Genomic DNA, 23,454 nt, shown 5'->3' on the forward strand with positions numbered 1-23,454 from the left:
CGGCTCAGACGAGGGACCCGTACAGACCGGGACGCCGGTCCTTCAGGTACGGGTTCGCCTCACGGGAGGCGGCCAGGAAGGCGGGGTCGACGTCGGCGACCACCAACTCCTCGCCGCGGCCGGCGCGGGTGCGGGCGATGCCGTCGGGGCCGGCGAGGGCGGAGAGCCCGAAGAACTCGAACTCGCCCTCGGCGCCGACCCTGTTGACGTACGCGACGTACATCTGGTTCTCCCAGGCACGCACCGGCACCATGGCCTCGGCGACGAACTGGAACGGGTGCATGTTCGCCGTCGGCACGACGAGCAGGTCGGTGCCGGCCAGGGCGTGGGCGCGCGCGTTCTCCGGGAACTCGACGTCGTAGCAGATCATGATGCCTACGGTCAGGCCGCCCAGCCGGGCCTGGACGAGCGACTGCTCGCCCGGGGTGAAGTGGTCGCGCTCGGAGCAGCCGAAGAGGTGCGTCTTGCGGTAGTTCGCGAGGCGGGTGCCGTCGGCGGAGATCAGCTGGGCGGAGTTGTAGACCGTGTCGCCGTCCCGTTCGGGGTAGCCGTAGGTGATCGCCAGGCCGTGCCGGGCGGCCAGCTCCGCGATCGCGTCCGCCGCCGCGCCGTCGGCGGGCTCGGCCAGGCGCTCGATGGCGTCGCCGATCGCGTACCCGGTGAGGAACATCTCCGGCGCGGCCAGCAGCTCGGCACCCGCGGCGGCGGCACGGCCGGCGGCGGCGTCGAGGACCTTGAGGTTCTCGGCGGGGAAGCCGGGGCGGCCGGAGCTCTGGAGCAGGGCGGTGCGCATGCGTGGTCCTCACCGGGGCAGAGGGGGTCCTGGGGTCAATTAGACGGTACGGTCGCCGGGCTCGGCCGGACAAGAAGAAGCCGTTGCGCGCCGGTGAGCGGTTCGTTGCGCGCACCACGGGCCGGGCGGCGATTCGTTGCGCGTGGCGATGGTCCCCGGGGGGCTACAGCTCCCGCAGACGCTCGACGATCTCCCGGAGCAGTTCGGGGTCGGCGGCCGGGCCCGTCGGGGAGAGTCGGCGCGGCTCGTCGATGCGCACCAGTCCCGCCTCGGCCAGGTCGCCGAGCAGCACGCGGACGACGGTCAGGGGCAGGTCGGCGTCCGCGGCCAGTTCGACGACCGGGCGCGGGCCGCGGCGCACCAGGTCGAGCAGGGCGGTGCGGGCGTGGTCGACGCCCGGCTGTGCGACGTCCGCGGGCACGGCGGTGACCTGGGACATCAGATCGATGGCATGCCGGTCCGAGGGCCGGGTGCGGCCCCGGGTCACGGTGTAGGGGCGCACCATCGACCCGGTCTCGTCCTCGTACCAGTGCTCGTCGGTCACCGCGGATCAGGAGGCCGACCGTGCCGCGGCGTCCAGGTGGCGGCCGAGGCGGCGGACCAGCAGCGCCATCTCGTGGGCGAGCTGTCCGACGTCGCTCTGTGCCTCGCTGAGCACGGCCAGGCGGCTGCCGTGCCCCGCCGGGGTGATGAAGAGGTAGGCGTCGTCGAGCATCACCATGGTCTGCCGCACCTCACCCGCCGCGAACCGGTCCCCCGCCGAACGGGCCAGGCCGTGGAAGCCGGAGCAGACGGCGGCGAGGTGCTCGACGTCCCGTCTGCGCATGCCCTCCGAACAGCTCAGCGGCAGCCCGTCGGCGGTGAGCAGCACGACCTGGCGCACGTGCTCGGTCCGGGCCACGAGGTCGTCGAGCAGCCAGCCGAGGTCCGTGCCGGGCGCTTGACCGGGGGCCGGGCCGGGAGACTCGGGGTTCTGCTGGTCACCGGGCATCGTCGGCATGCGTCCCTTCGTCGGGGTCGGTGGTCGCGGGCAGTCCTCTGCGGCCTCGGTCCAGGCCTCGCTGGAAGGCGCCGAAGACGGCCCGCATCTCTTCGGCGTCGGCCTCCCGCGGCGAGGGAGCTTCACGGGGCGGGGCGTCCTCGCGCAGGGGGGCGGCCAGGGAGGCCTGGCGGACGCGGGTGGGGAGGGCGGGAGAGCTCTGGGAGGGAGTGCTCTGGGCGGGAATGCCGGGGTCGGAAGCGTGCGGGGTGGCGCCGTCGGGGCCCGGTCCGTCCGGGCTCGCGGCCGGCCTCCGCGCCTCCGCCTCCGCTCCCGGTTCCGCTGCCGGTTCCGCTTCTGCTCCGGCCAGCACCCCCGGCGGCAACCGGACCACGGCCGTCGTCCCGCCGTACGGCGAGTCCCGCAGCGTGACCTCGATGCCGTGCCGGCCCGCGAGGCGTCCCACCACGTACAGGCCGAGCCGGTCGTGGCGGGTCGGGTCGAAGGCGTCGGGGTCGGTGAGGGTGCGGTGGGCCGCGTCGCGCCGGTCCGGGTCGAGGCCGAGACCCCGGTCGTCGATCTCCAGGACGAAGCCGCCCCGCGCCCGGCCGGTGCGCATCGTCACCAGGGTGTGCGGCGGGGAGAACACCGTGGCGTTCTCCAGGAGCTCGGCCAGCAGATGGACGACATCGGCGACGGCGTCGGCCGCCACGCCGGTGTCGGGCATCGGCGGGACCACGACCCGCGCGTAGTCCTCGATCTCGCCCACCGCCGACGACACGACGTCCGCGACGGGCACCGGCCGCCGCCACCGGCGGCCGGGGGCCGCTCCGGAGAGGATGATCAGGCTCTCCGCGTGCCGGCGCATACGGGTGGTGAGGTGGTCGATGCGGAACAGCTCGCGCAGGATGTCGGGGTCCTCGGTGCGCCGCTCCAGCGTGTCGACGAGTTTCAGCTGCCGGTGCACGAGCGCCTGGCTGCGGCGCGCGATGTTGAGCAGCACCGCGGACAGCCCGCGCCGCAGGGTGGCCTGCTCGACGGCGGCCTCGACGGCTGCCAGGCGCGCGGTGTTGAAGGACCGGCTGACCTGGCCGATCTCGTCGGCCCGTACCTCGTCGGCGGCCAGCGGCGGCGCCTCCGTCACCGCGTCGACCTCCTCGCCCGCGCTCAACCGCCGCATCACGTCGGGCAGTTGCCGGGTGGTCAGCAGATCGGCGGCGTCGCGCAGCGTCTCCAGCCGGCGTGAGACGCGCCGGGCCCCGCGCACCGCGAACCACAGCGACAGTCCCACGGCGGCCAGACCGACCAGCCCGACCACCGCCGCCCTGGCCAGCTCCCGGTAGGCGAAGGCCCGCCCACGCGCGGCGGAGTTCTCGGCCGCGCGGGTGCACAGGAGCATGTACCGCTTGACCGCCCGGTCGGTGGTGGTCCGCCATGTGCCGGCGGCGACCGCCTTCCCGGCGTGCGCCGCGTCCGCCCGCAGCAGCGCGTCTTCGCCGCGTACCAGGTCCCGGTGCAGATCGCCGCGCTGGAACTCCTGGAACATCGCCCGCGAGTCGGACGGCAGGTCCGGCACGTACGTCCACTCGAAGACGCGCCGGTCCTCGATCGTCGCCGTGAGCGTGTCGTACTGCCGGTCGGTCAGGGTTCCGGCCGCTCGGGCCCCGGCGACCAGGGCGCCCTCGCGCGAGACGAACTCCCGCACCCGCACCAGCTCGATGACGACCTGCGCCTCCCGGGCCAGCCGGCCGGCCTGGAGCGCGGTGAGGGTGGACTGGACGTCGAAGCCGGGTTCCACGAGGGCGTCGTACTCGGCGACCGCCCGGTCCCAGGAGACCGAGCGGGACAGCACCCGCTCCCGCAGCTTCTCCAGCCCGTCGGTGGCGTGCACCATCGCATCGAGGACCTGCCGCTGCCGGTCGGTGAGCCGGTCCCGGTCGCCGTTCCGGATCGCCTCGCGCATGGCGTCCACCGCGCGGTCGGTGCGGCGCTGCTGAGCCAGCAGATCGCCGACGGCGGCCGTGTCACGGCCGGCGCCCAGGTACGCGGCCGACAGCCGCCGCTCGATCTGGATCTGGCCGACGGCCGTGTCGACCGGGGTGCCGAAATCCTCGTACACCCCCTGGAGCCGGATCAGGGCACGGAGGTCACCGGTGACCGACACCATGGCGAAGCTCCACAGGGTCATCAGCGCGAGGACCGGCGCGAGCGCGAGCGACACGATCCGGGCGCGGACGGTGGAGGGACGGCCCAGGGGCCAGCGCATGGTTACCTGCCGGTGTTACCAGTCGGTAGAAAGTGCGGCACAACCTAGGGGATCTTCCGGGTGCCCGCAAGGGTGACCTGCGGTAACCCACGGTCAGTGGCCGGGTACGGCGAAGGTGGTGACCACCGCCGCGTGGTCGGAGGGCCAGTCGTTCCCGGCGACGTCGGGCCAGGGACGCGGGGTGCCGGTGACGAGGGTCCGCGAGTCCAGCACGGTCAGGCCGCGGTGCAGCACATAGTCGATCCGGTCCTGCGGCTCGGGCCGTCCGCTGCCGTCCTCGTGAACAGGATGGATCGGCGACCAGGTGTGACCGGGTTCGGCGGCCGGGTCGGGGTGGGCCTCCCGGAAGGAGTCCCTCAGCCCCGCCTCCTCGGCGGCCTTCGTCACCGGCCACTCGACATCGGGCCGGTCCAGGTGCGAGGGGCAGTTGAAGTCTCCGACGAGGACCACGGGCACGGCCGGCAGGCCCGTCCCCGCGATCCTGCTCAGGGTGTCCCGCATCTGGCCGAGCCGCACCTCTTCGTGGGCGACCAGCTCGGACGCCGGGAGCCCGTCGAAGTCCGCCTCGTAGGGCCCGTACGGCGTGTAGTACAGGTGCGCGGTCCACACGTCGACCTCGCGGCCCGGCGCGACCTCGATCCGGACCCCGGCGGCTCCGTAGAAACCGACGTCCGGGTCGCCGAAGCGGGCGGTGATGGGGTGGCGGCTGACGACTCCGAGATTCTCCCCCGCGCGGTGGTGGTGCCAGCCGAGGGCCTCGGCCAGTTCCTGAGCGGCAGTGCCGCCCGTCTCCTGGAGCCCGACGACGTCCACGCCGGACTCGAGGACGGCCTTGAGCTGTTTGGCCCGGCGGTCGTCGATCCGGGCGCCGTCGAGCCACAGGTTCCAGCTCATGACCCGCAGTTCGGGCGCGATCATGCCTCCCAGCTCCTCGGGTGTGACGCCGACGAGGCTGTCCCGCACGGTCCGTCCGGGGGCCGCGCCGATCGGCGCGAGCGAGGGCACGGCCAGTACGGCGCACCCGGCGGCCTCGGCGGAGGCGACTCCGGTCTCGGTGTCCTCGACGGCCACGCAGGCCGCCGGGTCGACGCCGAGGGCACGGCAGGCGGCGAGGTAGGGGTCGGGGGCGGGCTTGGTGCGGCCGGTGTCGTCGGCGGTGACGGAGACCGCGAAGCGACCGGCGCCGAGGGCGGTGAGCACGGTGTCGGCGACGGCCCGCGAGGACGCGGTGACCAAGGCGGTCGGCACCCCCGCGCGGGCCAGGGCGTCCAGCAGGTCGAGGGCACCGGGGCGGGGCACCACGCCGGTGTGGACGCGGTGCGTGAACTCCTCGTGCAGCACGGCGGCCAGGTCGGTCGCCGGGGTACCGGTGGCCGCGGCCAGCCAGGCGGCGGTGTGCTCGACCGGGCGGCCGAGCACGTCGGGCTGGTCCGCCTCGGTCAGGGGCCGGGCGGCGACGTGTTCCACCGCCTCCCACCACAGCCGCTCGGTGTCCACGAGCGTGCCGTCCATGTCGAACAGGACGGCCTGGAGGGGGAGCCGGGGGTGGGGGGTCACGTTTCTCTCTTCCATGGGAGGTGGGGGCGGCGGGGGGACTCGGGGGACATTCAGGGGGATTCAGCGAGTACGTTCGGCGACCAGCACGGGCCGCTGCGGCAGCGAGACCCGCACGGTGGCTCCGGCGCCGAGCCCGACGGCCTCGTGCGCGGGAAGGTCGGCCTTCGCCTCGGTGCCGTCCGAGAGCCGTACGGTGACCCGGACGACCGCGCCCAGGAAGGCCGTGGCGAGCACCCGGGCGTCACCCTCCTCGTCGGCCCGCACCTCGACGGCCTCGGGCCGCACCAGCACATCGACGTCGGATCCGGCCGGTGCCTCCCCGTCGACCGGCAGCCGTTGCCCGAGCACCTCGACCTGCCCCTGCCCGAGCCGTCCCGGGATCCGGCTCATCGTGCCGACGAACTCGGCGACGAAGGCGGTGGCCGGACGGCCGTACAACTCAGCGGGAGCGGCACACTGTTCGAGCCGGCCCGCCCGCATGACGGCGACCCGGTCGGCGACGGACAGCGCCTCCTCCTGGTCATGGGTGACGAACAGGGTGGTGATGCCGAGTTCCTGCTGGAGCCTGCGGATCTCCTCGCGCAGGGTCAGGCGCACCTTCGCGTCCAGCGCCGACAGCGGCTCGTCGAGCAGTAGCACGCGCGGGCGAAGGGCGAGGGCGCGGGCCAGCGCGACGCGCTGCTGCTGGCCGCCGGAGAGCTGGTGCGGGAACCGCGCCCCCTTGTCGCCGAGTCCGACCAGCTCCAGCAACTCCGCGGCCCGGGACCGCCGTTCGGACGTGCGCACCTTGCGCATGCGCAACCCGAAGGCGACGTTGTCCAGGGCGCTCAGGTGGGGGAAGAGGCTGTAGGACTGGAAGACCATCCCGGCGTCACGGCGGTGGGCCGGGACGTGTGTGACGTCCTCGCCGTCCACCAGCACGGCGCCGGAGTCCGGGTGTTCGAACCCGGCGAGCATGCGCAGGGCGGTGGTCTTGCCGCAGCCGGACGGACCGAGCAGCGCCAGGAACTCGCCCGGCCGCACGGCGAGTTCGAGTCCGTCGAGGGCGACGGTCGACCCGAACTCCCGGCGCAGACCCCTGAATTCGACGGTGGCGGCCTTGTCCGTGGTGGCCTTCTCAAGCGTGGTGGCGGTCATTGGTTCATCCCCGGGACGAAGCGGTTCGGGTACGCCCGCCGGCACCGGCGAGCGCGAGGAGCAGGGCCCATGTGACGAGCAGGCTCAGCACGGACACGGCGACGGACATCTGGGCCTGCGAGCCGCCGACGTTGTAGATCCACACGGCGAAGGGCTGGAAGCCGAGCAGCCGGGCCACGGTGAACTCGCCGAGCACCAGCGCCAGCGTGAGGAACGCCGCGTTCAGCAGTGCCCCGCGCAGATTCGGCAGTACGGCCCGCACCAGGGCCTGCGGCCAGGAGGCGCCGCAGCTGCGGGCGGCCTCGACGAGGGTGCGGACGTCGATGGCGCGCAGCCCGGTGTCCAGCGCCCGGTACACGAACGGCAGGGCCATGACGACGTACGCGAGGACGAGTACGACCGGGAAGTCCGGGTTCTGGACGGCCACGAAGGTCTGGAACAGCGGCGTCCGGGACAGATGGTCGGGGCCCCACTTCAGCACGGTGGCGATCCCCGCGACGAAGGCGATCGGCGGCACGACCAGCGGCAGCGAGCACACGACCTCGACGACCGGCCGCAGCCGGGGCGCGCCGAGCCGCAGCGCGACCACGGCGGGCACCATCAGCAGCAGGACGACGGCGATGGTGGCGGCGGCCAGCTCCAGCGAGAGCAGCAGGCTGGAGACGAAGCCGTCGGCGGAGACGATCTGGGTGTAGGCGTCGAAGGTGACGCCCTGGCCGGGCACGTCCACCGTGAAGATCACGGACGCGCCCAGCGGTACGAGGAAGTACAGCGCGGCCAGGCCGAGGACGGCCCAGCGCCAGGGGGTCAGGCGTCGAGCCATCGGGCGCTCCGTCGTTGCAGGGGCAGGTACACCGCCATGACCAGGCCCGCGACCAGGACCATGTCGAGGCTGAGGGCGAGCGCCACGTTCTCCTGGCCGACCAGCACGTTGCCGGAGATGGCGTCGGCGATCTGCAGGGTGACCAGCGGGACCGCGCTGCCCACCATCGCGGCGGCGGTGGCGTACGCGGCGAAGGCGCTGCCGAAGAGCAGCATCAGGCCGCCGAGCAGGGACGGCGCGAGGACGGGCAGGGCCACGTGCCGCCAGTACTGCACGGCGGTGGCGCCGTTGTTCCGGGCCGCCTCGCGCCACTGGGAGCGCAGGCCTTCCAGGGCGGGGGTGATGGTGAGGACCATCAGCGGGATCAGGAAGTACAGGTAGACCAGCACGAGTCCCCAGAAGCTGTAGAGGTCCCAGCCCTTGTCCGCGAGGCCCAGGTGCACGGTCAGCACGCCGGCGTTGCCGAGCGTGGCGACGAAGGCGAAGGCCAGCGGCACGCCGCCGAAGTTGGCGAGCACTCCGGAGGCGGTGAGCACGGCCTCGCGCAGCGCCCGGGAGCGCGAGGACACGACGGCCTGCGCGAGCGGCAGCCCGAGCAGGGTCCCGAGGGCGGCCGAGACGGCGGACAGCTTGACGCTGCCGGTCAGGGCGGTGAGGTAGGGGCCCCGCAGGGACGCGGTCAGGTTCCCGGCGGTGTATGAAGTGGCGCCCGTGGCCAGGTTCTTGACGGTGAAGGCGCCGTTCAGCATGGCGAGGGCGGGGATCCCGAAGGCGATGGCGGTGAAGACCAGCAGCGGGACGACGGCGAGCCAGCCGGGGGCGCGGCGCCGCCGCTTCGGGGAAGCGACGGGCGCCGTGGCCGGCCTGGTGAAAGCGGTGGTCATCCCGAGACGGCCTTCGACCAGCCCTGGGCGATGACCGTCTTGGCCTTGTCCTGCTGGGCCTCGGTCGGGAAGGAGGGCGTGCCGGACACCTTCGGGAGCTTGGCTGCGGCCGCCTTGTCGAGCGTGCCGGCCTTCTCCATGGCGGTCATCAGGGCCGGACGGGCGTACCCCTTGAGCCACAGGTTCTGGCCCTCGGCGCTGTAGAGGTACTCCTGCCACAGGCGGGCGGCCGCCGGGTGCGGGGCGTCCTTGCTGATGGCCTGGGAGTAGTACTGGGAGAACTGGCCGTCGGCCGGAACCGCGACCTTCCAGTCGACGCCCTTGGACTTGAACTCGTCGGCGTAACCGGCGTTCAGGTAGTCCCAGTCGATGCTGATCGGCGTCTCGCCCTTCTCGACGGTGGCCGGGGTCGACTCGACGGGCGTGTAGTTGCCGTTCTTCTTCAGCTTGGCGAAGTAGTCGAGGCCGGGCTGGATGTCGTTGAAGGAGCCGCCGCTCGCGAGGGCGGCCGCGTACACGCCGCCGAAGGCCGAACCGGACTTGGTGGGGTTGCCGTTGAGCGCGACCTGGCCCTTGTACTGCGGCTTGAGCAGGTCCTCGAAGGTGGTCGGGCAGGTCTTGACGCGCTTGGCGTCGCAGCCGATGGAGATGTAGCCGCCGTAGTCGTTGTACCAGCGGGCCTGCGCGTCCTTCTGCGCGGCCGGGAGGTCGCCGTACGCGGCCACCTTGTACGGCGCGAGCAGGCCCTGCTGGGCGGCGCTGAGCGCGAAGGAGCTGCCGAGGTCGAGCACGTCGGGGGCCCGGTCCTGGCCCTTGCGGGAGGTCACGGCGTTGATCTCGTCCTGGCTGGAGCCGTCGGGGCTCTCGACCTCGATCTTGATGCCGTACTTCTTCCGGAAGCCGTCGATGAGGGCGCCGTAGTTGGCCCAGTCGCGCGGCAGCGCGATGGCGTGCAGCGTGCCCTCCTTCTTGGCCGCCTTGACCAGCGCGTCCATGCCGCCGAAGTCGGCGGCGGAGGTGGCGGTCGCGGCGTTCTTGCCGTCGGCGGTGGCCGACGCGTCGTCGGGGGCGGCGCCGCAGGCACTGAGAGCCAACACGGCGACGGCGGCGAGGGAGCCGCCAAGGACAGCAGTTCTCGGCAGGGACACGGTCACGGTCTCTCCAGGAGTACGCACGAGGGTGGGTGGCGCGAGAAACTTGTCTGAACAAGTTGCGTCACAGTACGCCCGGCGCGAGTGTCCTGTCTGTAAACCGCGATGAAACTTTGGACCCGTCCTGGCTGCACAATCCAGACTGCTTCGGATCACGCTCAGGTCTCGATTAGGCTGGTCACGCTGTGCACAGCAACCTACTCAGAGGGGAAGCATGACGGCGCGACACGAGGAGATCGCCGACGAACTGCGGCAGGCGATCGACCGCGAGGAGTACACAGTCGGCAGCCGGCTGCCCTCGGAGACCGAGCTCGCCGCGCACTACGGCGTGTCGCGCGGCACCGTCCGGCAGGCCGTCGCGGCCCTCACCGCCGAGGGGCTCATCGGCTCCCGCCAGGGCGCCCGCAGGGTGGTCCTCGCCAGCCGCCGCAGCCAGAGCTTCGAGGAACTGCGCAGCTTCGCGCAGTGGGCGCGGGCGATGGGCCGGGAGGCGACCGGACACGTCGTGGCACAGGAACACCGCCCCGCGACGAAGGAGGACGCAGTCCGCCTCCAAGTGCCCGGCGGGGCAACCGTCTTGCACGTACTGCGGGTGCGCGGCCTGGACGGCGAGCCGGTGCTGCTGGAGCGGACGGTGTACGCGGACTGGATCGCTCCGGCGGTCGAGGCGATCGAGCCCGACTGTCCTTCGGTCACCCAGCGCCTGTACGACGACACGGGCCTGGTCTTCGCCTACGGGGAGCACGTCATCGACGCGGTCGCGGCGGGCGCCCAGGACGCCGAACTGCTGGGCATCCGCCGCACCAGCCCGCTGCTCCGGGTCCGCCGGGTGACCACCACCCGCGAGGGCCGCCCGGTGGAGTGGTCGGACGACCGCTACCGCTCGGACGCCGTGAGCTTCAGCGTGCACAACTCGATCGGTAACAATGCCCTCGCGCGCAAGACGGCCGGCTGAGGAGGTTCTCGGTGGACGACGCCCGGACCACCGCACTGCCGTACGTCGACGAGCACACGGTGGTCGTCGACGCGGAGCCTGAGGCCCTCTGGCGCGGCATCGGCGAAGCCCTCGACCACTCCTTCAGCCGCTCCGGCGCGGCGCGCTACGCCCGCCTGGTCGGGTGCGCCGACCTCACGGCGTCCGGTCCCCGGCCACCGGCCGTGGGGTCCGTCTTCCCCGGCTTCCGGGTGGCCGCCGCGGATCCCGGGCGTGAACTGGTGCTCGTCGGCCGGCACCGCTTCTCGACGTACGCCCTGACCCTCCGCCTCGCACCCGCGGGCCCGGGGCGCTCGCGGGTGCGCGCGGAGACCCGGGCACGTTTCCCCGGGCCCCTGGGCGCGCTCTACCGGCGGCTGGTGATCGGCACGGGCGGCCACGCGGTCGGCATGCGGCGCCTGCTGTCGGCGATCGAGCACCGGACGGCGTGAGGCGCCCGGGGGCTCGGGGCACCGTCGCCAGGGCCCCGGCGCCCGGCCGGGGTCAGGTCGGTGACCCCGACGAGAAGCGTCTCAGCAGCGGCGACAGCACCAGTACCGACTTGGTCCGCTCCACGAACGGCTCCCCGGCGATCCGCTCCAGCACCCGCTCGAAGTGGCGCATGTCGGAGGCGAAGACCTGGACGATCGCATCCGCGTCCCCGGTGACGGTGGACGCGGCCACGACCTCCTGGTAGCGCTCGAGGCCCCGCTGGATCGTCTCCGGCGAGGTGTTGCGCCGGCAGTAGATCTCGATGAACCCCTCGGTCTCCCAGCCGAGCGCCGCCGGGTCCACCCGTACGGTGAAGCCGGTGATCGCTCCGGTGGCGCGCAGCCGGTCCACGCGCCGCTTCACGGCGGGCGCGGACAGGCCGACCATCTGCCCGATGTCCGCGTAGGAGCGGCGGGCGTCCTCGGCGAGGGCGTGCACGATGCGTTCGTCGAGCTGATTCAGCACAGTGGGTCGATCACTTCTCGGATGATGCGGGTGTGGCGAGTCGGGACCGGCGGTAGCCGTACCCGAAGTAGAACACGAGCCCCACCACCATCCAGACACCGAAGACCACCCAGGTGACAGCCGACAGGCTGCCCATCATCCACACGCAGAGGGCGAGGCCCAGCACCGGCAGCACCGGCGACAGCGGCACCCGGAAGGTGCGGGGCATCTGCGGACGGGTCCGGCGCAGCACCACGACGGCGATGTTGACCAGCGCGAAGGCGAACAGCGTGCCGATGCTGGTGGCGTCGGCGAGCTGGCCCAGCGGGATGGCGGCGGCCAGGACACCGCAGAACAGGGAGACGATCACCGTGTTGGCGCGGGGCGCGCCGGTCTCCGGGTGGACCCTGGCGAAGACCTTGGGCACGAGGCCGTCCCGGGACATCGCGAAGAGGATGCGGGTCTGGCCGTACAGCACGGTCAGCACGACGCTCGCGATGGCGATGACCGCGCAGGCGGCGAGCAGGGTGCCCCAGAAGGTCTGCCCGGTCACGTCGCGCATGATCTGGGCGAGGGCGGCCTCCGAGTCGTTGAACCGCCGCCAGGGCTTGGCGCCGACGGCGACGGCCGCCACGAGGACGTACAGCGCGGTCACGATGACCAGCGACAGCATGATGGCGCGCGGCAGGTCGCGCTGCGCGTCCTTCGCCTCCTCACCGGCGGTCGAGGCGGCGTCGAAGCCGATGTACGAGAAGAACAGCGTCGCGCCGGCCGCGCTCACGCCGGTCATGCCCAGCGGCATGAAGTTCTCGTAGTTGCCCGAGCGGAAGCCCTGGACGCCGATGGCGCAGAACAGCACCAGCGCGGCGATCTTCACGCACACCATGACGGTGTTGGCGCGTGCGGACTCCTTGGCGCCGCCGAGCAGGAACGCCATGGCGAGGAGTACGACGATCAGCGCGGGCAGGTTGAAGACGCCCCCGTCGCCGGGCGGGGCCGACAGGGCGTTGGGGATGGTGACGCCGATGGTGCCGTCGAGCAGCTCGTTGAGGTACTCGCCCCAGCCGACGGCCACGGCGGCGACCGACACGCCGTACTCCAGGACCAGACACCAGCCGCAGATCCAAGCGATCAGCTCGCCCATCGTTGCGTATGCGTACGAGTACGAGGAGCCGGAGACCGGGATGGTGCCGGCCAGCTCGGCATAGGACAGGGCCGAGAAGAGCGCCGTGAGACCGGCGATCACGAAGGACAGCGTGACGGCGGGACCGGCCTTGGGGACGGCCTCGCCGAGGACGACGAAGATGCCGGTGCCGAGCGTGGCACCGATGCTGATCATGGTCAGCTGCCACAGTCCGAGGGAGCGCCTGAGGGTGCCCCCCTCACCCTGCCCACCCTCCGCGACCAGGCGTTCCACGGGCTTGCGACGCATCAGGCGCGCGGCGACGCCCGGGGACGCGGGGGCGGTGGCTCTGCTGTCGTGCGGGGGTGCGCCTTGGTCGAGCACGCGTGGGCTCCTTCATCGCTGCCGGTCAGGGCGGCGGGGACCGGCGGCATCCCTGCGAGGGCAGGGATCCGACGAGCGGGGTCCCCGCCACACCACGTACAGGTGAGCACCCTATGAGCCGACCCTTCACGGGCGTAATGCAGCGACCTTGCGCATCCCCGCACGATCATTGCGTTCCTCGCGAAGGGGTGCCCATTCGTTGCGCACCGGTTGTCGACCGTTGCACCCGGTCAGCTCCAGCTGTTGTGCAGCGGCTTGCCCTCGGCGTAGCCCGCGGCGCTCTGGATGCCGACGACGGCCTTCTCGGCGAACTCCTCCAGGGAGGCGGCGCCGGCGTAGGTGCAGGAGGAGCGGACGCCCGCGATGACCGAGTCGATCAGGTCCTCGACGCCTGGGCGGGCCGGGTCGAGGAACATGCGGGAGGTCGAGATGCCCTCCTCGAACAGCGCCTTGCGGGCGCGGTCGTACGCCGACTCCTCGGAGGTGCGGTTGCGCACCGCGCGCGCGGAGGCCATGCCGAACGACTCCTTGTACGGGCGGCCGTTCGCGTCGTGCTGGAGGTCGCCCGGCGACTCGTAGGTGCCCGCGAACCACGAGCCGATCATCACGTTCGACGCGCCGGCCGCGAGAGCCATCGCCACGTCGCGCGGGTGCCGGACGCCGCCGTCGGCCCAGACGTGCTTGCCGTACTTCTTCGCCTCCGCCGCGCACTCCAGGACGGCGGAGAACTGCGGGCGGCCCACACCGGTCATCATGCGGGTGGTGCACATGGCGCCGGGGCCGACGCCGACCTTGACGATGTCGGCGCCCGCCTCGACGAGGTCACGCACACCCTCGGCGGCCACGATGTTGCCGGCCACGATCGGCACCTGCGGGTCGAGGGCGCGGACCACCTTGATCGCGCTGATCATCGACTCCTGGTGGCCGTGTGCGGTGTCGATGACGAGCGTGTCCACGCCCGCGTCCAGCAGCTGCTTGGCCTTGCCCGCCACATCGCCGTTGATGCCGACGGCGGCGGCGACGCGCAGCCTGCCCCGCGCGTCGGTCGCGGGGGTGTACAGGGTCGCGCGCAGGGCGCCCTTGCGGGTGAGGATGCCGGCCAGCCTGCCGTCCTTGTCGACGGCCGGGGCATAGCGGCGGTTGGCGCCGTCGAGCCGGTTGAAGGCCTCGGTGGGGTCGATGTCGGCGTCGAGCAGCAGCAGGTCCTTGGACATGACCACTTCGAGCTGGGTGAAGCGGTCGACGCCGGTCAGGTCCCGGTCGGTGACGACACCGATGGGCCGGTGATCGTCATCGACGACGACACCCGCGTTGTGCGCCCGCTTGGGCAGCAGGGACAGCGCGTCGGCGACGGTCTGGTGCGGGGCCAGCACGATCGGGGTGTCGAGGACCAGATGGCGGCTCTTCACCCAGGAGATGACGTCGGTGACAACCTCGATCGGGATGTCCTGCGGGACGACCACCAGGCCGCCGCGGCGGGCCACCGTCTCCGCCATGCGACGGCCGGCGATGGCGGTCATGTTGGCGACGACGAGCGGGATGGTGGTACCCGTGCCGTCCGGGGCGCTGAGGTCCACGCCCTGACGTGAGCCCACCGCGGAGCGGCTCGGCACCATGAACACGTCGTCGTACGTCAGGTCGTACGCGGGCCGGATGTCATTGAGGAAACGCACGTGCTGCACATCCCAGTCGATCGGAGGCGGCCCCCGGACAGGTCAGCCAGGGGGAAGGAGCACGTACTTCATTCTCCCATGACGTCCGCCGTCCCATCCCCCGACAGAACATCCAGGCTGGTCAGAGGACCTCTAGGAGGAACCTCCAACGGGCAGTCCCACGACCGGCACCGCCGGTCACTTCCCGGTCTTGGGCGTTTTACGGAAGGAGCACGGTGGACGCGGAATTGGCAGCACTCGTGGGAACCGGGGCGACGGCGGTGGTCGGCCTCATGGTCACCGACGCATAGGACCAGGTGAAGCAGCGTCTGGTACGGCTCTTCGCCCGAGGAGGACCTCTCCTCCGACATCACGGCGATGGTCCGGCTTCGGCTGCGCCGTCTTCTCCAGCAGGATCCCGACGCGGCCGACGAACTCCGCCGTCTCGTCGAGGAAACAGCGGGGGCACGCAGCACGGTCCCGTGTTCCAGGGGGGACTTCTCGAATCTGACCTTCCGCAGCTCCGGTGCGGCAACCCCGGATCAGTGAAGTCCGTCGGCCACCGGAAGGGTCAGTGCCACGGAGAGCGCCGGGGTCCGGTCCGCCGCCTCGGTGAACACCTCCCGTGCGATCTTCCACTCCTCGGCTCGGGCCTGCGCGTACGTCTGCCAGTTGCGTACGACGATCAGCAGGCCGCGCTCGCCGGCGTCCTCGGGCCAGACCGTGTGGTCGGACAGGCTGTCGGCGAGCGCGTCCCAGTTGTGGCCGAACCAGTCGGGCAGGCCCAGGGCGCGGACGCAGCGGTCCATCAGGGCCGCCTTGTCCGTGACCCCGGCGAGGTCGAGTGTGACCACGCGTTCCGTCATCCCGGCACAACCGCCCATGTCGTAGTGATCGCAGCCGTCAGGCACCGTCGGGGTCCGAGCGGTTCAGGGCGGACTTCGGCGTCGGGCCCGCGGCCATCAGGTAGTCCGCCGCGGAGGTGTCCGTCACCAGGCTGGTCACGAGCCCCGAGCGCAGCACCGCGTCGATCGCCGCCGCCTTGCGCTGCCCGCCCGCGATCGCCACGACCTCGGGGATGCGGCGGAGCTGGTCGGCCTTGACCGTGATGCACCGCTCCCCCAGGTCCCGGCCGACCCGGCGGCCATCGGCGTCGAAGAGGTGCGCGGACATTTCGGCGGCGACACCCAGCGAGGCGTAGTGCGCCCGCTCCTCGTCGCTGAGCATGTCGTGGACCGTCGAGATGCCCGGCTCCCAGGAACCGATGGAGACGCAGGCGACCGTGACCTTGTCGAAGTACTCGAAGGCGCGGGCGATCCCGGTCTGGTGGCGCAGCGCCGCTGCGGTGGCCGCGTCCGGCAGCAGCATCGGCGCGTAGATGGGGTGCGCGTCGCCGCCGGAGACCTGGGCGGCGCGGCGGACCGCCTCGACCGAGCCGCGTTCGGCGGTCCCGGCGTCGTACACGCCCGTCAGCTGTACCACCGTGCAGGGTGGCAGCCGGTCGAGCGCCGCCGCCATGTGGATGGTGGAACGGCCCCAGGCAAGTCCCAGCACATCCCCCTCGTTGACGAGCTCACCGAGCAGGTCGGCGGCGACCTCCCCCAGGTTCTCGGGGTCGGGGGTCTCCTCGGCCTCGGCCGGGGACTCGACCACGACGGCGTGCCTGAGGCCGTAGCGGGCGCGGAGCGCGTCGGAGCGCTCGGCGTCCAGTTCGGCCGGGACTCGGATCTCGATGCGTACGAGGTCCCTTTCGAGGGCAGTCTCAAGTACCCGGGCCACTTTGAAGCGGCTGACGCCGAACTCCTCCGCGATCTGGATCTTGGACTTGCCCTCGAGGTAGAAGCGGCGGGCCATGGCCGCCGCCTGCACCAGCTCAGCGGGTCCCATCCGCATGGCTGACCGGCCCGCCGACATACCCGACACGGCGATCTCCTCACTGCTGTTCACACTCTGGATTCGCCGTTCATCCTTGCAGATTCGAGGCGCTTGATCTGCCCTGATGGGCGCCGTTCACGTAGCTGTGGCCCAAGGGCCGTCTAGTGGTCGCAGGCCCAGGACGCTTTGGCGGTCGCCCCCTCCGCCTGGGTGCGTAGTGCACGTACTGCTTCTGCCGGGTCCTTCGCCCCGTAGACGGCCGAACCGGCGACGAAGACATCCGCTCCGGCGTCCGCGCACCGCTCGATCGTCGAGGCCGAGACGCCCCCGTCGACCTGCAACCACAGCTCGAGCCCGTGCTTGTCGATCAGCTCGCGGGTGCGGCGGATCTTGGGAAGCATGATGTCCAGGAACGCCTGACCGCCGAATCCCGGCTCGACTGTCATGATCAGCAGCATGTCGAGCTCGGGCAGCAGGTCCTCGTACGGCTCGATGGGCGTCGCGGGCTTGAGCGCCATGGCGGCACGGGCGCCCTTAGCCCGGATCTCGCGGGCGAGCCGGACGGGCGCGGCGGCCGCCTCGACGTGGAAGGTGACGGACGAGGCACCCGCTTCCACGTACTGCGGCGCCCAGCGATCCGCGTCCGCGATCATCAGATGGCAGTCCAGGGGCGTGTCCGTCGCACGGGCCAGGGACTCCACGACCGGCACGCCGAGCGTGAGGTTCGGGACGAAATGGTTGTCCATCACGTCGACGTGGAGCCAGTCGGCTCCCTGGACCGCCTTCGCCTCGTCCGCGAGGCGAGCGAAGTCGGCGGACAGGATGCTGGGGTTGATCTGCACGGCCATGCCCCAAGCCTGCCATGTTCTTGCACGGTTGTTCGCGCCGGTACGGACCTGGGACTCCCACGGGACGTCCGGCCCGGCTCCCAGGCGCCTCGCAGAACTCCCGGCCCACGGCGGCCGGCGCTCGAAGCGGCTGGTCACGGCCTTGAGTCCGGTCACGCGGACGGCTGCCGCGGCACGGGGGCCCCGACCGGGTCCGGCACGAACGGATCGCGACGATCGTCGACGCCGCGGGGGTCAGCCGGCCCGGCGGATGAACGCGCCGTCCAGTCCGGCCGCCCAGCACGCCACCCAACCCCCTCACGCCGGCGCACCAGCCGACCCCACGGCCGCACGAATCAGCTCATCCGGCGGCCCAGCGCGGCCAGCCGCCCCGGCAGTTCAACAGGCCAGTCAGCAGAGCGGCCCAGCACGCCACGCAACCCCGTACGCCGGCGCACCAGCGGTCCCGCGGCCGTGCGAGTCTGCCGGTCCGGCGGGGCAGCGGGTCAGCCGGTTCGGCGGATGAGGGCCAGGTACATCGCGTCGGTGCCGTGCAGGTGTGGCCACAGTTGCACGTCGGGGCCCTCGCCGAGTGCCGGGAGGCCCGGCAGGAGGGGGCGGGCGTCGACGAGCTCGGTGTCCGGGTGCTGCTTGAGCACGTCCTCGACGACGGCCCGGGTCTCGGCGAGGTGCGGCGAGCAGGTGGCGTAGCCGACGACGCCGCCGACCCGCACCGAGTCCAGCGCGCCGCGCAGCAGGGCGCGCTGGAGCGGCGCGAAGTTCTCCAGGTCCTCCGGGCGTCGCCGCCAGCGGGCCTCGGGCCGTCGGCGCAGGGCGCCCAGGCCGGTGCACGGCACGTCCACCAGCACCCGGTCGAAGCTGGCGGGCCGCCACGGCGGCCGGGTCCCGTCGGCGGCGATCACCTGGTACGGCCCGGGGTTGCCGGCCAGCGCCTTGGCCACCAGCCCGGCGCGGTGCGGCTGCTTCTCGGAGGCGAGCAGCGTCGCCCCGCGTCCGGCGGCGAGCGCGCCGAGCAGCGCGGCCTTGCCACCGGGCCCGGCGCATCCGTCGAGCCACTTCTCGTCCGGCCCCTCCAGCGGCGCGTTCGCCAGCGCGAGGGCGACGAGCTGGCTGCCCTCGTCCTGCACCCCGGCCCGGCCCTCCCGCACCGCCTCGACGGCACCCGGCTCCCCGCCCTCGGTGAGCCGCACGGCGTACGGCGACCAGCGGCCGGGCACGGCGGCCTCCTCGCGGAGCAGTTCCTCGGTCGTGGCCCTCCCGGGCCGGGCGACGAGGGTGACCTCGGGCCGCTCGTTGTCGGCCGCCAGCAGGTCCTCGATCCCGGCCCGGCCGCCGCCGAGCGCGTCCCACAGCGCGGAGACGACCCAGCGGGGGTGGGAGTGCACGACGGCGAGGTGGTCCTCGGGATCCTCGTCGTAGGGCGGCGCGATCTTCGCCAGCCAGCCGTCGAGGTCGTCCTGCGCCACCTTGCGCAGTACCGCGTTGACGAACTTCGCCCGACCGTCCCCCAGCACGACCCGGGCCAGCTCGACGGAGGCGGACACGGCGGCGTGCGTCGGGATCCGCGTCCCGAGCAGCTGGTGCGCACCGAGGCTGAGCACGTCGAGGACGGGCGGGTCGACCTCCCTGAGCGGCCGGTCGACGCAGGCGGCGATGACGGCGTCGTACGTGCCCTGCCGGCGCAGCGTCCCGTACACCAGCTCCGTGGCCAGGGCCGCGTCCCGGGCGTCGAAGTCGCCCTTCTCCCGCGCCTTCCTCAGCAGTGGCGGCAGTACGAGGTTGGCGTACGCGTCCCGCTCGTCCACGGCACGCAGCGCCTCGAAGGCGAGGATGCGGACGGGGTCCTTCTGGGGACGGCGGTAGGGCTTGGCGGGCTTGCGGGGCCGACGGGGCTGGTCGCTCACGAAAAAGGTGCTCCGGGTGTGGGATGGGGGTGCGGTGTCCAGCGTACGTCCGGCCGGCACCGGCGAAGGCGGGGCGGGCGCCTCAGCCCAGCGTCTCCGCGTCCGCGATGCGCACACCCCGGGCCCAGTCCGCCGCGCGCATCGGCTTCTTGCCCTGGGCCTGCACCCACAGCAGCTCGACGGCGTACGAACCGGTGCCGACGTGCACGCTGTTCTTGCCGACCGCCGGCCGCCCCGGGGCGAGGTCCGTCCGCTCCGGCACGGGCCTGACCTGGATGAGCTTGAGCCGCTCGCCGCGGAAAGTGGTCCAGGCCCCGGGCGCCGGGGTGCAGCCGCGGACGACCCGGTCCACGCGGAGCGCGGGGGCCGACCAGTCGACCTGGGCGTCCTCGACGGTGATCTTGGGGGCGACGGTGATCCCCTCGGCGGGCTGCGGTACGGCCTTCAGCGTGCCGTCCTCGATGCCGTCCATGGTGGCGGCGAGCAGCCCGGCGCCCGCGAACGCCAGCCGGGTGAGCAGATCACCGCTGGTGTCGGTGGGCCGGATCTCCTCGGTGACCGTCCCGTAGACCGGGCCCGAGTCCAGCCCCTCCTCGATGAGGAAGGTGGACGCCCCGGTGATCTCGTCCCCCGCCATGACGGCGTGCTGCACGGGAGCCGCCCCGCGCCAGGCCGGCAGCAGCGAGAAGTGCAGGTTGACCCAGCCGTGCGCGGGCACGTCGAGGGCCACCCTGGGCAGCAGGGCGCCGTAGGCGACGACGGGGCAGCAGTCGGGCGCGATCTCCCTGAGCCGCTCCAGGAACTCCGGGTCCCGCGGCTTGACGGGCTTCAGCACCTCGATCCCGGCCTCCGCCGCGCGTTCGGCCACGGGAGAGGCGACCAGCCTGCGTCCCCGCCCGGCCGGCGCGTCGGGGCGCGTGACGACGGCGGCCACCTCGTGCCGCCCGGAGGCGAGAAGAGCGTCCAGAGCGGGAACGGCGACCTCGGGGGTACCGGCGAAGACGAGCTTCATGGGTGGCAACGGGCCTCTCGGGCGGCGATTGACGGGCAACGCACAAGTCTATGCCGTGATCACCGACCGCCCCCACCGGAGAGCCCAGCCTCCCGGCCAACTGGAAACGGGTGGTGCGCGGGTGGGAGAACGGCGTACGCAAACGCCCACACGCCCCCACCCCGTTACCAGCGGAGCGCACACGCGTTGGTCAAGACAGAGTTGACAACATCGGGGCGCTTTCGCGGCCCAATTCCTTTCAACGCCGGTTCGAGAGGCTTGTTCATGGCCGACCACGCAACCCACGACGCCCAGGCCCGGGCCAGCCTGCACTTGCTGGTGCGGGACATCGAGCGGGTCCGCCGGCAGGTGGACGCACTGCGCACGCTCACCGCTCAGCTGGGCAACGTCTACCGCCCGCGCCGCCCCGGCCCCTCCACGGGCTTCGTCGTCTACGGACGCGCCCCCGCCCCGACGGTCCGTCTCGCCCAGGAACTCCGGGACAGTGTCGAAACCCTGGTCACGGCCGCCGTGGACTTCGACCGCTCACTCGGCTTCTCGTGGGACGCGGTGGGCTCCGCGCTCGGGGTCACCAAGCAGGCGGTCCACCGCCGTTACGGCGCCCGCCGCGCCGCGACCCAGGCGGCCGCGGACGCCGAACGCTCGACGGAGCCGTCGGGCACCCGCACGCTCAATGTGAACACCGGTCTGCCCGCGATGCCGACGGTCCCGGCGGCCCGTTCGATGCCCACCCAGCCGACCGCGGGCAGCCCCACGCTCCGCGAAGAGGCCAGGACCACGGCCTTCCCAGGACCGCGCAACGGCTGACGCCCGGGCGCTCCGCTCCGTCCTCACCCTGCCCTCCCGGCACACGCATCCGGGAGGGCGGCCGTATGTCCGGCCCACCTCGCCCGCACCCCGCCCGCGGACTCACCCGGTGACGGACTCACCCGATATCCGGCGGGTCGATCCGCACCCGTACCGGCGCCTCCCCGCTCCCCCGCGCCATCCGCGCGGCCTGCGCCGCCTTCAGCGCGGACGCGAGAGCGGCCCCGCTGCCCGGCGGCACCCGGACCAGCGCCCGCTCCCAGTGCTCCCCGGGAGGCGGTGCTCCCGGCCGCCGGGGCCGTCCGGGAAGGGTGTCCGGCACCGGCACGGGCCCCAGCACCTCGGCGTCCGCCGGCAGTTCGACCGTACCCAGGAACTCCGCGACGGCCTGCGCCGTCCCCGTCACGGCTGCCATCCGCGACACCGGCGGAAACCCCAGCTCGGCCCGCTCGGCCAGCTCCCGCACCGCGTGCCCGACAGGATCCCAGCGCACCAGCGCCTGCACGGGCCGCAGCGTGGGCTCGGCGACGACGACCACGGTCCCGCCCTCGCCCTGCGGGCGCACCAGCGCCGAGACCCCGATCCAGCGCCGCAGCGCGTCCTCACTTGCCCGCAGGTCGGGCCGGCTGAGCATGGCCCAGCCGTCCAGCAGCAGGGCCGCCGCGTAGCCGCCCTCGGCGACCGGCTCGGCTCCCGGTGTACTCACCACCAGCGCGGGCGCGGACGGCACCGTGTCCAGCACGTGCTCACGGCCGGAGGTCCGCACGGGTACGGCGGGAAAGGCCCGGCCCAGTTCCTCGGCGGTCCGCCGCGCCCCGACCACCTGGGCACGCAGCCGGAAGCTCCCGCACTCCGGGCAGTGCCAGGCGCCCTCCTTGCGTCCGCACCAGCCACAGCGCAGAGCCCCGGCGTCCTGCGCCTCGAGCGGCCCGGAGCAGTGCCGGCAGCGCGCGGGCGCCCGGCACTGCGCACAGGCCATGCGGGGCACGTACCCCCGCCGGGGCACCTGCACCAGGACCGGCCCGTGCCGCAGTCCCTCCCGGGCGGCCTGCCAGGCGAGCGTCGGCAGCCGGGCGGCGCGGGCGGCCTCGTCGCGCCCCAGCTCGCCGTCCCCGACGGTGCGCACCAGGGGCGCGGTCCGCCGCACCTGCTCACGCCCCGCGACCAGGGGCCGGGCCCAGCCGCTCTCCACGAGTTGCGCCGCCTCCACGGTGCAGCTCCAACTGCCCAGCAGAAAGCCGCACTTGTCCAGCGCCGCGCGCAGCAGCAGCACGTCACGGGTGTGCGGCTGCGGGGCGTGCTGCTCGCTGTGGCTGTCGTCCCCGTCGTCCCAGACGGCGACGAGCCCGAGATCCCGCACGGGCGCGAACATGGCGGCCCGTGTCCCGACCACGGCCCGCACCGACCCGCGTCGCACGGCGAGCCACTGCGCGTACCGCTTCTCGGGTCCGGCGTCGGCGGTGAGCAGCGCGTGCCGCCCCTCGCCGAGCAGTGCGGTGAGCGCGGCGTCGACCCGGGCGGCGGCCCGCCCGTCCGGTACGACGACGAGCGCGCCGCGCCCCGAGGCGAGCGTCGCGGCCACGGCTCGTGCCAGCTCCTCGCTCCACCCGGGTCCGGGCAGCGCGTTCCACACGGCCCGCGGCGCGCCCCCGGAGGCCAGCGACTCGACGAATGCGGCCCCGCGCTCGTACCTGGCCCACGACCCGGCGTCGGGCGCCGCGGGCGGCGGCAGCGGTGCCGGCGACGGCCGCTGCTCGGCCCGCGCACTGCGCGGCGGCACGGCCAGCTGGAGCACGTCGGCGAGGCTGCCCGCGTAGCGGTCGGCGACGGCCCGCGCGAGCCCGAGCAGCTCCTCGCTCAGCACGGGTTCGGGCGAGACGACCTGGGCCAGCGCCGCCAGCGGCCCGGCGTAGTCCGACTCGGCCAGCCGCTCGACGAGAAACCCGTCGATGAGTCCCCCGCCCTCGCGGCGCCCTCCCCGCACCCGGCCCCGGCCGGCCCCGAACCGCACCCGGACGCGCACCCCGGGCCGCGCCTGCTCGTCCAGTTCCTCGGGCACGGCGTAGTCGAAGTGCCGGTCGAGGTGGAGCACGCCCTTGTCGACCAGCACCCGCGCCACCGGCAGTTCCTTGGCCAGCGCGGCCCCCCGCCAGGTCCTCGGCTTGGCGCGCGGCGCCTTCGCCTTCCCCTGCCGGACACCTTCCCGGATGAGCGCGAGCTGCTCCGCCGCCGGGGCCCCTTCGGTCCCGCCGTCCCCCTGCCCGTTCTCGCTGCTCACGCTTGCATTCTTACCAAACTCCACTGACAACCGGCGCGGGCCATGATCACCACGGTGAAATGCCGGGGCCCG

21 protein-coding genes are annotated in these 23,454 nt (G+C 73.0%); 3 read left to right on the top strand and 18 right to left on the bottom strand.

The window, feature by feature from the left end; genetic code table 11:
- Positions 1 to 4: 4 nt before the first annotated feature.
- From ACWGJM_RS03025 to ACWGJM_RS03065, 9 genes are all read right to left on the bottom strand, one after another.
- Positions 5 to 793 carry a carbon-nitrogen hydrolase family protein gene (locus tag ACWGJM_RS03025; protein WP_453409912.1) on the bottom strand — a complete coding sequence of 263 codons (789 nt, stop codon included), beginning with the start codon at positions 791 to 793 and terminating at the stop codon, positions 5 to 7.
- A gap of 163 nt (positions 794 to 956) precedes the next feature.
- The gene (locus tag ACWGJM_RS03030) at positions 957 to 1,337 is read right to left on the bottom strand and encodes a DUF742 domain-containing protein (protein WP_453409913.1); all 381 of its coding nucleotides are present in this window, start codon (positions 1,335 to 1,337) and stop codon (positions 957 to 959) included.
- A 6-nt stretch (positions 1,338 to 1,343) separates the two neighbouring features.
- Positions 1,344 to 1,793, bottom strand: a complete 450-nt coding sequence (locus ACWGJM_RS03035) for a roadblock/LC7 domain-containing protein (protein WP_453409914.1) — start codon at positions 1,791 to 1,793, stop codon at positions 1,344 to 1,346.
- Positions 1,774 to 4,038, bottom strand: coding sequence for a nitrate- and nitrite sensing domain-containing protein (locus tag ACWGJM_RS03040; RefSeq protein WP_453409915.1), 2,265 nt, complete (start codon positions 4,036 to 4,038; stop codon positions 1,774 to 1,776). The genes ACWGJM_RS03035 and ACWGJM_RS03040 overlap by 20 nt, the downstream gene beginning before the upstream one ends.
- 93 nt (positions 4,039 to 4,131) lie before the next feature.
- Positions 4,132 to 5,610: an HAD-IA family hydrolase gene (locus tag ACWGJM_RS03045; RefSeq protein WP_453409916.1), complete on the bottom strand. Its 1,479-nt coding sequence runs from the start codon at positions 5,608 to 5,610 to the stop codon at positions 4,132 to 4,134.
- A 45-nt stretch (positions 5,611 to 5,655) separates the two neighbouring features.
- The gene (locus ACWGJM_RS03050) at positions 5,656 to 6,732 is read right to left on the bottom strand and encodes an ABC transporter ATP-binding protein (protein WP_453409917.1); all 1,077 of its coding nucleotides are present in this window, start codon (positions 6,730 to 6,732) and stop codon (positions 5,656 to 5,658) included.
- A gap of 4 nt (positions 6,733 to 6,736) precedes the next feature.
- Positions 6,737 to 7,555 carry an ABC transporter permease gene (locus tag ACWGJM_RS03055; protein ID WP_453409918.1) on the bottom strand — a complete coding sequence of 273 codons (819 nt, stop codon included), beginning with the start codon at positions 7,553 to 7,555 and terminating at the stop codon, positions 6,737 to 6,739.
- On the bottom strand, positions 7,540 to 8,439 hold the full coding sequence (locus tag ACWGJM_RS03060; protein WP_453409919.1) for an ABC transporter permease: 900 nt from the start codon (positions 8,437 to 8,439) through the stop codon (positions 7,540 to 7,542). Before ACWGJM_RS03060 ends, ACWGJM_RS03055 begins: the two co-directional genes overlap by 16 nt.
- Positions 8,436 to 9,593, bottom strand: a complete 1,158-nt coding sequence (locus tag ACWGJM_RS03065) for an ABC transporter substrate-binding protein (protein WP_453409920.1) — start codon at positions 9,591 to 9,593, stop codon at positions 8,436 to 8,438. Before ACWGJM_RS03065 ends, ACWGJM_RS03060 begins: the two co-directional genes overlap by 4 nt.
- Positions 9,594 to 9,804: 211 nt before the next feature.
- Between ACWGJM_RS03065 and ACWGJM_RS03070 the strand changes: the two genes are divergently transcribed.
- Together ACWGJM_RS03070 and ACWGJM_RS03075 are read left to right on the top strand one after the other, a co-directional pair.
- On the top strand, positions 9,805 to 10,545 hold the full coding sequence (locus ACWGJM_RS03070; protein WP_453409921.1) for a GntR family transcriptional regulator: 741 nt from the start codon (positions 9,805 to 9,807) through the stop codon (positions 10,543 to 10,545).
- An 11-nt stretch (positions 10,546 to 10,556) separates the two neighbouring features.
- Positions 10,557 to 11,015, top strand: coding sequence for a hypothetical protein (locus tag ACWGJM_RS03075; RefSeq protein ID WP_453409922.1), 459 nt, complete (start codon positions 10,557 to 10,559; stop codon positions 11,013 to 11,015).
- Between the two features lie 52 nt (positions 11,016 to 11,067).
- Here the strand turns inward: ACWGJM_RS03075 and ACWGJM_RS03080 are convergent, their stop codons facing one another.
- The 8 genes from ACWGJM_RS03080 to fmt all read right to left on the bottom strand — a co-directional run bounded on the left by ACWGJM_RS03080 (position 11,068) and on the right by fmt (position 20,297).
- Positions 11,068 to 11,520, bottom strand: a complete 453-nt coding sequence (locus tag ACWGJM_RS03080) for an Lrp/AsnC family transcriptional regulator (RefSeq protein ID WP_453409923.1) — start codon at positions 11,518 to 11,520, stop codon at positions 11,068 to 11,070.
- Positions 11,521 to 11,530: 10 nt separating this feature from the next.
- Positions 11,531 to 13,006 carry an amino acid permease gene (locus ACWGJM_RS03085; protein WP_453409924.1) on the bottom strand — a complete coding sequence of 492 codons (1,476 nt, stop codon included), beginning with the start codon at positions 13,004 to 13,006 and terminating at the stop codon, positions 11,531 to 11,533.
- A gap of 230 nt (positions 13,007 to 13,236) precedes the next feature.
- A complete protein-coding gene (locus ACWGJM_RS03090) occupies positions 13,237 to 14,679 on the bottom strand; it encodes a GuaB1 family IMP dehydrogenase-related protein (protein ID WP_453409925.1) in 1,443 nt (480 codons plus the stop codon).
- Between the two features lie 521 nt (positions 14,680 to 15,200).
- The gene (locus ACWGJM_RS03095; protein ID WP_453409926.1) at positions 15,201 to 15,524 is read right to left on the bottom strand and encodes a barstar family protein; all 324 of its coding nucleotides are present in this window, start codon (positions 15,522 to 15,524) and stop codon (positions 15,201 to 15,203) included.
- Positions 15,525 to 15,561: 37 nt separating this feature from the next.
- Positions 15,562 to 16,605, bottom strand: a complete 1,044-nt coding sequence (locus ACWGJM_RS03100; RefSeq protein ID WP_453409927.1) for a sugar-binding transcriptional regulator — start codon at positions 16,603 to 16,605, stop codon at positions 15,562 to 15,564.
- Positions 16,606 to 16,694: 89 nt separating this feature from the next.
- Entirely contained in the window at positions 16,695 to 17,381 is a 687-nt protein-coding gene (rpe, locus tag ACWGJM_RS03105; protein WP_453409928.1) for a ribulose-phosphate 3-epimerase, read from the bottom strand.
- A gap of 485 nt (positions 17,382 to 17,866) precedes the next feature.
- Positions 17,867 to 19,285 carry an RsmB/NOP family class I SAM-dependent RNA methyltransferase gene (locus ACWGJM_RS03110; RefSeq protein WP_453409929.1) on the bottom strand — a complete coding sequence of 473 codons (1,419 nt, stop codon included), beginning with the start codon at positions 19,283 to 19,285 and terminating at the stop codon, positions 17,867 to 17,869.
- Positions 19,286 to 19,367: 82 nt separating this feature from the next.
- Complete coding sequence (gene fmt, locus ACWGJM_RS03115; RefSeq protein ID WP_453409930.1) at positions 19,368 to 20,297, bottom strand: methionyl-tRNA formyltransferase; 930 nt, start codon at positions 20,295 to 20,297, stop codon at positions 19,368 to 19,370.
- Between the two features lie 264 nt (positions 20,298 to 20,561).
- On the opposite strand from fmt, the gene ACWGJM_RS03120 reads away from it, so the two are divergent.
- Positions 20,562 to 21,104 (top strand): hypothetical protein, encoded by a 543-nt coding sequence (locus ACWGJM_RS03120; protein ID WP_453409931.1) that lies wholly within the window; start codon positions 20,562 to 20,564, stop codon positions 21,102 to 21,104.
- A 118-nt stretch (positions 21,105 to 21,222) separates the two neighbouring features.
- Here the strand turns inward: ACWGJM_RS03120 and ACWGJM_RS03125 are convergent, their stop codons facing one another.
- Positions 21,223 to 23,382 carry a primosomal protein N' gene (locus ACWGJM_RS03125; RefSeq protein ID WP_453409932.1) on the bottom strand — a complete coding sequence of 720 codons (2,160 nt, stop codon included), beginning with the start codon at positions 23,380 to 23,382 and terminating at the stop codon, positions 21,223 to 21,225.
- Between the last annotated feature and the right edge of the window lie 72 nt (positions 23,383 to 23,454).

Source organism: Streptomyces sp. NPDC054834, assembly GCF_053611185.1.